This window comes from Streptosporangium sp. NPDC003464 (assembly GCF_053588315.1).
This window is the reverse complement of record NZ_JBSFPS010000324.1, coordinates 1-10217: the sequence shown is the minus strand read 5'-3', so window position 1 is coordinate 10217 and position 10217 is coordinate 1. Positions and strand designations below refer to the sequence as shown.

Below are 10217 nucleotides of genomic sequence, written 5' to 3'. Positions count from 1 at the left end.
CCGCCGAGCGCGCGGTCCACCAGCTCGTTGGTCTTGATCGCGGTGGCCCCGAGGTGCTGGCCGACCAGGTCGGCCCGCTGGGCCTCCACCACGTCGGGCTGGGTGAGCAGCCCCAGTGCGGCGAAGATGCGGCCCAGGATGCGGGCCACCGTGGTCTTGCCGGTGCCCGGCGGCCCGGCGAAGACGAAGTGCCGCATCTGCGGCGGGGTCGGCAGGCCCCGCTCCTGGCGCATCCTGGCCACCTTGAGCTGTGCGGTGATCGCGTGCACCTGCCGCTTGACCGGCTCCAGACCGGCCATCCGGTCCAGGTCGGCGAGCGCCTCCTCCAGGCTGGGCGTGGCCTGGTAGCCCCGGAAGCGGACGGTGAGCTCGTCGAAGGCCTTGGCGACATCCTGGGCGGAGGTGGTCACCAGGTCCTCGGTGGTGGGTGAGCCGCCCGCGCCCACCACCCGCACGTCCCGGGCCTGGGCGGCGGCCTCCACGAGGCTGCGCACGAACCGGGCGTTGCCCAGCTCGTCGACGATCGCGCGCCGGTGCACGTCTTCGAAGCGGGCCAGCAGCGCGGGCGCGGCGTCCTCGGCCATCCGGTCGCCGCGCCGCCGCTGCAGCAGCTCGGTGATCTGCAGCAGCTCCTGCGGCAGGTAGCTGGGGAAGCGGACCCGCCCGGAGAACCGGCTCGACAGGCCGGGGTTGGACGACAGGAAGGCCGACATCTCCTTCTCGTATCCGGCCAGGATGACGATCAGGCGGTCGCGGTCGTCCTCGGCCCGCTTCAGCAGCGTCTGCACGGCCTCGGAGCCGAAGCGGTCGGGCTGGCCGTCGCCGGAGTTGATCAGGCTGTAGGCCTCGTCGATGAACAGCACCCCGCCGAGCGCGCGGTCCACCAGCTCGTTGGTCTTGATCGCGGTGGCCCCGAGGTATTCGCCCACGAGGTCGGCCCGCTGGGCCTCCACCACGTAGGGCGTCTCCAGCAGGCCGAACGCGTAGAAGATCTTCGCCACGGTCCTGGCCACGCTGGTCTTCCCGGTGCCCGGCGGGCCGACGAAGACGAAGTGCCGCATCGGCGGATCGGTGGTGTATCCCGCCTCCCTGCGCAGCCGGGAGGCCTCGATCGAGGCGGCGATGGAACGCACCTGCTCCTTCACCGGCGCCAGGCCGATCATGCTGTCGAGCTCGCCGAGGGCCTCCTCCACCGAGATCGGCGGCGGCGCGGCCCGCTCACCGGAGGCGGCGGCCTGCGGCCCGCCCTCGCGGGCCCGGAGCCGGGCCGGCTGCTCGGCCCCCGCCAGCGCGGCCCTGACCTGACGGGCCTGGACGAAGCGGTAGACCAGCACCGCGGCCGCCACGCCGTACGCGGCCCACAGGGCGACGGCCGGCGACACCGGGGCCAGCGCGAGGGCGGCCACCGCGGCGGGGGCCAGCGCCATGAGCGTGGTCAGCCACGGGGGGACCCAGCGGATGAGGTGCGCGGCCCCGGCCACCAGGACGGCCAGCAGCAGCAGCGCCGCGGAGGGCGGCCGCACGCCGCCGTACAGGCTCTGGAGGACCGGCAGGAACAGCGCCCAGGCGGCCACCACCACCAAGGTGGCGGCACCGCGGGGGAAGCGCAGGGTCAGCACGGCGAAGGCGAGCAGGGCGAGCGCGACGAGGAAGGCGTCGAGCGGCGACCAGCCCATGCCCAGCGCCAGCACGACGGCCCCGATCAGCAGCGCGGCGTAGATCACTCTGCGCAGGAACGGTGAAAGCCGGAAATAACGCAGCCTGACTTGTTCGAACGCATCCCGTGCCGCCGCGCGCCCCGCCGGCCGGGCCCTGTCGGGTTCCCGCATCACGCCTCCCCGGTCCGCCCCCGGTTATACCGCACCGGGAAGACGTTTGCGCGTGCCTGCGCAACGCGCCACGCCGCCGTACGGCACGATCAGATAAACGGATGAGACCGGATGAATCCTACGGTCCGGGCACCGGCCCCCGGGGGCGTGTCCCGACCCGGGAGACACCCCGCCGCCGCCGGAGGCCGGGCAGGGGAATGTCACCGGCCGGGAAGGGGCGGCGCGGGCGCGGGCGACGGGGCCCGCCGGGCCTGTCAGCCGGGGCGCAGGCGGCCCTGATGGCGGCCCGGATACTCGCCCACCACGACGTGCTCGGGGGTGACCCGGAGCACGGCGGCCTCGGCGTCGCCGACCGCGACGCCGCGCACCTCGGCCCAGAACCGGCGTTCCAGCGGGTCGGCGACGAACACCGCCACCCGCGGGTCGCGCTCGGCCGCCTGCCACGCGTCGTCGGCGGCGATCAGGCGGAGCTCGCCGCCCGGGCCGACCGAGCTGACCGAGCCGACGGCCAGGGCACGCGGCCCGGTGGGGTCGGCGTAGGCGAGCACCACGCCGCGGGCGTGGGTGAAGGCGCGGCGCACCTGTCCGCTGAGCCGCACCGGGGGCCTGACGTCGCCCGGCAGCCGGGAGCCGCAGTTTTCACACATCATCAGGGATGCCCGCCACGGCCCCGGCACGCCCCGCCACCACGCCCGGGCCGACCTGGCGGCGAAGACGGCCACCAGCGCGGCCAGCGCCCCGAGCCCGGCCCACCAGGACCACTCGCCCAGCACCTCGGCGAGCCCCAGCGCCGGCACCGCCGCCACCGCGCCGAGCGCCAGGGAGGCGGCGACCAGCAGGACCAGCGCCACCTTGAGCCAGCGGTCCGTGGCGAGCACCTGGCGGAGGCAGGAGGCCAGCCCTCCCCTGGCGTGCGCCCAGCCGAGCGCGAGCGGGACGGCCGGCGCGGCGGAGGCCCACCCCGGCCCGTCCAGGAGCAGGGCCGCCCCCGCGGTCAGGGCGAGCGCCGACCACGCGCGGCCCGCCACCAGCCAGAGGGTCACGTCGATGTTCCGCCGGGCCGTGCGGTCCCGGTGGGCCGCGGTGAACTCGGCCAGCGCCCTGACCGGCCGCCCCCGCCACGCCTCGATCAGCACGCGCAGGACGATCACGGCCGCGCCGTTGAGGAGGACCAGCCCGGCCAGGACCGCCCACACACCGCCCGGCGACGCCGGGCCGAAGACGAACGGGGGGACCGCCCGGGGAAGGGTGGCGATCGCCGCGACGTAGGCGGCGACGGCGATCAGGGCGATCGAGACGGACATGCCGAGCCACGGGTCGCGGGCGAGCATGCCGGGGACGTACGGCCAGAGCCTGACCCGGTGGGCCTGCCTGAGGGTGACCGCCAGCACGGCGGCCAGCACCGCCGCGCCGCCGAGCCTGGCCTCGGCGACCATGCCGGGGCCGAAGGCCACGGCGGCGACCACGGCGAGCGAGGCGGCCAGCAGGACCCGGACCTGCCGGGACCACACCTCCATGGCCCGCCTGGCCCGGCCGGTCTCGCGGGGGTCGACCGGCCAGGCGGGATCGTGGTGGCCCCGGGGCCGCTCCCAGCGCAGGAGGGCCAGGCCGAGGTTGACCCGGGCGCCGGGGTGGTCGTCCAGGCGGCGCAGCGCGTCGCGGTAGGCGCTCTCGGCGCGGCGGTGCTCGCCGCGCAGCAGCGCGAGATCACCGACGAGGACGTGCGGGTCGGGCTCCTCGGGCGCGTAGCGGACGGCCCTGACCGCCTGGACCCACGACTCCCGCCAGCGTCCCGGCACCCGGCGGAGGGCCGTGCCCAGGCGCAGCCGCGCGGCCCAGGATCCGGGCGCCAGCCGTACGGCCTCCTCGGCGGCGGCCACGGCCTCCGCGTCGCGGCCGAGCCGTTCGAAGGCGAGGCTGGCCAGGCGGTATCCCCAGCCGGCCTCCGCTCCGGCCCGGGGGTCGCGGTCCACCGCCTGACGGGCGGCCTCCAGCGCGGCCTCCGGCTGGTCACGGCCCAGCCAGGCGACGGCCGCGGCGCACCATTCGCGCGGATCACCGGGGTCCAGCGGGGACGGGACCTCGGCGGAGTCCTGTCCGACGGGACCGCTCACCACGACGGCTCATGCGCCTTGCGCTGACTCCCCACGACCGCCATGGTCCGTGCGCGATCACCGTTTGCCTAGATGGCGGATATATGCCTGTATCTCTCTAGAGAGGTCGCGCGCGCCGTCACGGGATGTGCATATCAGCGTGAACCCGATCGTCCGATGCCGTCTCATTCAGTGCCCGACTTCGCCTAAGCTGCGACGCATGTTCGTCCAGGCTGGCAACTCCTGAGCGGCCTATGACCACCACCATGGGGTTCGTGGCCGGCGCCACACTCGACGGAAACGATCCGCGGGCGCGCGGGGCCGGCCGCTGGCCGGTCCTGATACTTCTCTGCTTCAGTCTCCTGCTGATCGCGGTGGACGCCACCGTCCTGCACATCGCGGTCCCGGCGCTGACCGCCGCGCTCGAACCGAGCTCGGTAGAACTGCTGTGGATCATCGACGTCTACTCGCTGGTGGTCGCGCCGCTGCTGCTGACCTTCGGCACGCTCGGCGACCGCTACGGACGCAAACGCCTGGTGCTGGCCGGTTACCTCGTCTTCGGCGCCGCCTCCGCGGCGGCCGCGTTCGCGCCGACCCCGCTCACGCTCATCACCGCGCGGGCCTTCCTCGGCGTCGGTGGCGCGATGATCATGCCTGCCACGCTCTCCATCATCCGGCAGGTCTTCACCGACCGGCGCGAACGCGCGATCGCCCTGGGCGTGTGGAGCGCCGTGGCGGCGGCCGGAGCCGCGGTCGGACCGCTCATCGGCGGCCTGCTCGTCGAGCACTTCTGGTGGGGCGCCGTCTTCCTGATCAACGTGCCGATCCTGCTGGTGCTGCTGCCCGCCGCCGCCAGGATCCTGCCCGAGTCACGCCGGCGCGCCTCACAGCCGTGGGACGCGCCCAGCGCGCTGCTGTCCGTGCTCGGCATCCTCTCGCTGGCCTTCGGCCTGAAGGAGGCGGGGTCGGGCCATCCGGGCGGGGTGGTGGCGTTCCTGTGCGGGGCCGGGCTGCTGACCTGGTTCGTGCGCAGGCAGCGGCGGCTGCCCTTCCCCCTGCTCGACCTCGGCCTGTTCCGGCGGCGGGCGTTCTCCGTCGGGGTGGCCGCCGTGCTGCTGACGGTCTTCGCGCTGGTCGGGCTGGAGCTGATGCTCGCCCAGTATCTGCAGCTCGTGCTCGGCGACAGCCCGCTCGCGGCCGCGGTCCGCATGCTCCCGCTGATGATCGCCGCCGTCGCGGGCGGCCTCGCCGGCGCGCAGTTGCTGCGCCGGGTCGGGCTGCGCGCCACGATGAGCGGCGGCCTCGCGCTGACCACCCTGTCCCTGCTCCCCCCGCTGGGCTGGGGGACCGAGCCGCACCCGGTGGTGCTGGCGCTCTGCTTCGTCGGCATCGGCTTCGGCATCCAGGTCACCCTGCTGGCCGCCTCCGACACGATCATGTCGTCCACCCCCGAGTCGCGGGCGGGCGGCGCCGCCGCGATCGAGGAGACCGCCTACGAGCTCGGCGCCGGGCTGGGGGTGGCGGTCCTGGGCACGATCACCACCATCGTCTACGCGCCCTCGCTGGGCCCGGTCGCGGGCGTCTCCCCCGAGCTGATGACCCTGGCCCGCCAGTCGCTGGCCGCCGCCGCGCACGCGGCACAGGAGATCGGCGGCGCCGGAGGGAGCGCGCTGCTGGCCGCGGCCCGCGTCGCGTTCGTCTCCGGACTGCACACCACGCTGGTGGTGAGCGTGTTCCTGCTGGGCGCGACCGCCACGGCGGTGGCGCTCCTGGTCCCCCGCCGATCCGCTGACCAGGACAGCTCCGACTGACGGGTTTGGACAGCCGCCGCGCGGTCATCTATGGGCAAGAACGGGGAATCTGACCAGAATGAGGAACCGTGCGACGAACCCTCCACGATCTCGCCGCCCTGGCCGCCAGGCTGGGGGTGGGCGGGATCTTCTTCGCCAACGGGTGGCACAAGCTGGAAGCGGGGCTGACCGCCACCGGTGACCAGTTCGCCACCCTGGGCGCCCCCGCCCCCGGCGTCTGGGCCGCCACCACGATGCTCATGGAGCTCATCGGCGGAGCCCTGCTCGTGGCCGGGCTCGCCGTACCGGCCTGCGGGCTGCTGCTGTTCGCCGAGGCCGTCGCCGTGTTCGTCCTGGCCAGCGGCGATCAGGGCCTGCCGCTGACCGGCGGCGACGTCAACCTGGTCGTGGCGCTCGGCGCGGCCTCCATCCTCCTGGCGGTCGGCGGCGCGGGCCGCCTGTCGGTCGACCACATGGTGGTGATCAAGCGGCGCGAGGCCGAGGCCGCCGAGGACTTCGCCGCCGAGGCCGAGGCCGACGACGTCATCGCCGCACTGCGCGAGCCGGAGGCCCTCAGGCCCGCCCAGCCCTCCCCGTCCGCCCCAGCGGAGACGGCGGAGACGGCGGAGCAGCCGGTCCGGGCCGGGAAGCCGGTCCAGGCGGAGCGGCCGGCGCGGGCAGGCAGGGTCGGGAAGCCGGCCCGGACCACCCCGGCGGACGGCGCCGAGCCCGGCGGGGACGGCCCGGAGTCCCCCGCCGTCCCGCCCCGGGCGCGCCGCCGCAGCACGGCGAGCGAGCCGGAGCCCGCCTCCCACCCCGGCCAGGGCGCCGACACCCTGGTGGCCGGGCAGAAGGACAGTCCCGCCCGGGACGGCGACGGCGCCTGAGGCGGACGCGGGTCCGAGAAGGATGCAGGTCCAGAGACGGACGCGGATCCGGAGAAGGATGCAGGTCCGGAGGCGGACGCGGATCCGGAGACGGACGCAGGTCCGGAGAGGGGGAACCGCCCCATCAGGGCGGAGGGGGGCTGCCTCGGCGCCGGTGACAGTCTCGCCACGGCTCCGGGCCGGGCTCGGCGGATCCACCGGAGAACATGATCACGCTGTCCGCATAATTAACTCCGTATACACACATAACGGTCGGCTGATTCCCCACAATGGGCGCATGCGTCTGCCCGGCTGGTTCACCGAGCGGGTCGAACCCGCCCCCGCGGAGGGTGAGCTCCGCGTCTCCACACTTGAACTCTTCTTCGACCTGGTCTTCGTCTTCACCGTCACCCAGCTCACCAGCCTTCTGGCGGACGGGCTGCAGGACGGCCGGCCCCTCGAGGGCGCGCTGCGCGTGCTGCTGGTGTTCGGCGTCATCTGGTGGATGTACGCGGGCTACGCCTGGCTGACCAACGTCGTCCCCCCGGTACGGCCCGCCCGCCGGGTGCTGACCCTACTGGGCATGGCCGGTTTCATGATCGTCGCGCTGTCGATCCCGTCGGTGTTCGACGGCGACGGCGTGGCGTTCGCGGTCGGCTACCTGCTGCTGATCACCGTCCACGCCGGACTGTACCTCCAGGCCACCTCGGCCTTCGCCAGGGTGATCCCGTTCAACCTCTGCGGGGTCGCGCTGATCGGCGTGGCGAGCTTCGTCGGCGCGCCGTACAACTATCTGCTCTGGGGTGCCGCGGTGCTGCTGCTGTGGGGCAGCCCCTACTTCATCGGGCAGAAGGGCTTCGCCCTCAAGGCCGCTCACATCGTCGAGCGCCACGGCCTGCTGGTGATCGTGGTGCTCGGCGAGTCGATCGTGGCGATCGGCATCGGCGCCAAGGGGCTGCACATCGGCTTCACCCTCGGCCTGGCGGCGACACTCGGCCTCGCGCTGACGGCCTGCCTGTGGTGGATCTACTTCGGCGGGGACGACGAGCCGCGCGCCGAGCACGCTCTGGCCGGGGCCGAGCCGGTCCGGCGCACCCGGCTGATCCTCGGCGCCTACTTCTACGCCCACATCCCGATTCTGCTGGGCGTCGTCGCGGTCGCCGCCGGGGTCAAGAAGCTGATCGGCCACCCGGTCGATCCACTGAAGCCCTCCGCCGCCGTCACCCTGGCCGTGGGCGTCGCGCTGTTCCTGGCGGGCAACGCCTGGTTCCGCCGGGTCCTGGGCATCACAGGCAACCGGCTGAGGAACGGCGGTGCCCTGATCTCGCTGGTGACGGTCGCCCTCGGGCTCTGGTCGGCCCTCGCACAGCTCACCGCGCTGGTCGCGCTGGTGGCCATGGTGATCGTGCTGGAGCGGCGCTCAGCCCCCCGCGGTCACGTTCTGGAACCGTCCGGCCACTGACCCACCGGGCGTCGCCCCTCGGCCGCCGCGGACGGCGGCCGAGGCAGGGAGGCTCCCGGCGCTCCCGGGCGTCGAGGACCTCAGCATGGTCCCGGGCCACGAGGCTCTCAGCCTGGTCCTGAGCGTTCGAGGCTCTCAGCCTGGTCCTGGGCCTCGAGGACCTCGTCTCCGTGGTCGAACGCCCATTCCCCGAAAGCCTCGATCAGCGGCACCAGGGTGCGGCCCAGGTCGGTGAGCTCGTACTCGACCCGCGGAGGCGCCTCGGCGTAGGCGCGGCGGGAGACGAGGCCGTTGTACTCCAGCCTGCGGAGGGTCTCGGTGAGGACCTTCGCGCTGATCCCCCCGATGTGCTCGCGCAGGTCACCGGGACGCCGCGGGCCGGCCCGCAGAGCCCAGACGACGACGGCGCTCCAGGTGTTGCCGATCAGGTCGAAGGCGAGCCGGGCACGGCAGTCGGCGAGGAACACGCCGGGGTCCTCCAGTATCGCTGAGGCGTTACGCACCGGATGGTGCCTGATGAGTTTTCTACATTCGTTCCTACATCAGCCAGATGACAGGAGGACGGATGCGTATCGGCATCCTCGGCGCGGGCCGCATGGCGGACGCGCTCGGAACGCAGTGGGTCCGCGCGGGACACGAGTTGACGCTGAGCGGCCGGGACCCGGTGAAGGTCGCCGCCCTCGTCGAACGCCTCGGCCCGGCCGCGCGCGCGGGCACCTGGACCGAGGCCGCGACGGCCGGCGAGGTGGTGCTGCTGGCCATCCGCGATCACGCGGCGCTCGACGTCCTGGAGGCGGCCGGCGCCGCCGGCGGGACGCTGCGCGGGCGCGTGCTGATCGACTGCACCAACCCGGTCGTGCCGGAGCGGTTCACTCTCGCGACGGAGGACGGGCCGTCGATGGCCGAGCGCGTCGCCGCGACCGCTGTCGGCGCCCGCGTCGTCAAGGCCTTCAACCTGTGCCACGAGGACGTCTGGCGGATGACACCACCCGTCTTCCACGGCACCCCGCTGGCCGTACCGCTGTGCGGGGACGACGACGACGCGCTGGCGACCACGCGCTCACTGGTCGAGGACCTGGGATGCGTGGCGGTCGAGGGCGGCGGCCTGGAGCGTGCCGGGCTGCTCGAGGCGACGGCGGCGTTCATGATCGGCCTGTGGTTCCGCGGCGCGGACGCCCAGGCGGTGCTGCCGCCGCTGGAATTCGCCTTCGGGAGGCCCTGACCGGAATGGCCGCCACAACAGCGGCCATTCACCGGCGTAACGGAGTTACGGACCGACAGATCCACCACAGAAGAACAGATGGCTTTATTTCCTAGCACCGACGACATTCCACGGCAAGATTAAAGGCACCCATGTCCTTCCATGGCGCCAGAAGATCTAACGCCACCAAACCGCTACCCACAAGAGGATCGCGCGTTATTCGATCTTGAATCTCTGTTCACCGTCACGTTCTGGTCACCTGCCCACTTCTGGGTACGGATTTGCTGGTGAAGTCATCCGGCGGGAAGAAACTCGCTCAAACGGACATCCTAGGCACACGTGGTGCGATCGGGAATTGTCCAGCCATTCTGGAATCGCAGCGCAGGTTCGACTCGCAGGCCATTCACCAGGCAACGTTTCAATCAAAACGTGCAGAATTGAGACAAGAGTGGCACAGCAATCAAAAGTCCTCTTCGGTAGCCGGCTGCTTGCCGTCGCGGTCGCGATGGCGGCCGCCCAGGCCGGTGCCGTGGCCAGTGCGGCGTCCGTGCCGGCCATCGACCCCGCAACGGTTTACGCCTGCGTGAAGTCCTTCGGACCGACCAAGGGAAGGCCCCGCGTCCTCGGCACCGGGATCACCACGTGCTTCATCGACGAGACGCGGATCCTGTGGAATGTCGAAGGTCCCGAAGGTCCGCCCGGGCCCCGGGGCTTTCCGGGGCCCGCCGGTCCGCGAGGACCCAAGGGTGACACCGGCGACCAGGGTCCCAAGGGCGACACCGGCCCGCAGGGGCCGCAGGGCCGGCAGGGGCCGCAGGGCGCCGAAGGTCCACGCGGCCCCAAGGGGGACACCGGCGACCAGGGAAGGCCTGGAGTCCCAGGCAAATAGTGGCGGTTACGTGGACTCCGCCAGCGGGTTTCACTGAGCGGACCGACGTGCAGTCACGGACGAAAACCTCGGCAGCGGTAGCGACAA

The 10217-nt window shown here is 73.0% G+C and carries 7 protein-coding genes; 4 read left to right on the top strand and 3 right to left on the bottom strand.

The genetic code is table 11. From position 1 onward, the window contains the following. The coding region (locus ACWDS7_RS42510; protein WP_451933908.1) for an AAA family ATPase at positions 1 to 1829 on the bottom strand (1829 nt) is incomplete at its 3' end. A 254-nt stretch (positions 1830 to 2083) separates the two neighbouring features. Beyond that, on the bottom strand, positions 2084 to 3943 hold the full coding sequence (locus ACWDS7_RS42505; RefSeq protein WP_451933907.1) for a tetratricopeptide repeat protein: 1860 nt from the start codon (positions 3941 to 3943) through the stop codon (positions 2084 to 2086). Positions 3944 to 4176: 233 nt separating this feature from the next. Here ACWDS7_RS42505 and ACWDS7_RS42500 point away from each other — a divergent pair, with 233 nt between their 5' ends. The 3 genes from ACWDS7_RS42500 (at position 4177) to ACWDS7_RS42490 (ending at position 8040) form a co-directional block, all read left to right on the top strand. Continuing rightward, positions 4177 to 5733, top strand: coding sequence for an MFS transporter (locus ACWDS7_RS42500; protein ID WP_451933906.1), 1557 nt, complete (start codon positions 4177 to 4179; stop codon positions 5731 to 5733). A gap of 68 nt (positions 5734 to 5801) precedes the next feature. Further along, entirely contained in the window at positions 5802 to 6599 is a 798-nt protein-coding gene (locus ACWDS7_RS42495; protein ID WP_451933905.1) for a DoxX family membrane protein, read from the top strand. 277 nt (positions 6600 to 6876) lie between these two features. Next, a complete protein-coding gene (locus ACWDS7_RS42490) occupies positions 6877 to 8040 on the top strand; it encodes a low temperature requirement protein A (protein ID WP_451933904.1) in 1164 nt (387 codons plus the stop codon). Between the two features lie 107 nt (positions 8041 to 8147). On the opposite strand, the gene ACWDS7_RS42485 is transcribed toward ACWDS7_RS42490, so the two are convergent. Further along, positions 8148 to 8543 (bottom strand): winged helix-turn-helix transcriptional regulator, encoded by a 396-nt coding sequence (locus ACWDS7_RS42485; RefSeq protein ID WP_451933903.1) that lies wholly within the window; start codon positions 8541 to 8543, stop codon positions 8148 to 8150. A 62-nt stretch (positions 8544 to 8605) separates the two neighbouring features. Between ACWDS7_RS42485 and ACWDS7_RS42480 the strand changes: the two genes are divergently transcribed. Then, positions 8606 to 9262 carry an NADPH-dependent F420 reductase gene (locus ACWDS7_RS42480; protein WP_451933902.1) on the top strand — a complete coding sequence of 219 codons (657 nt, stop codon included), beginning with the start codon at positions 8606 to 8608 and terminating at the stop codon, positions 9260 to 9262. The last annotated feature ends 955 nt before the right edge of the window (positions 9263 to 10217 follow it).

Excerpts from the sequence above, each read along its gene's own strand:
- ACWDS7_RS42500 (WP_451933906.1), top strand. The coding sequence starts at position 4,177 with ATGACCACCACCATGGGGTTCGTGGCCGGCGCCACACTCGACGGAAAC.
- ACWDS7_RS42490 (WP_451933904.1), top strand. The coding sequence starts at position 6,877 with ATGCGTCTGCCCGGCTGGTTCACCGAGCGGGTCGAACCCGCCCCCGCG.
- ACWDS7_RS42480 (WP_451933902.1), top strand. The coding sequence starts at position 8,606 with ATGCGTATCGGCATCCTCGGCGCGGGCCGCATGGCGGACGCGCTCGGA.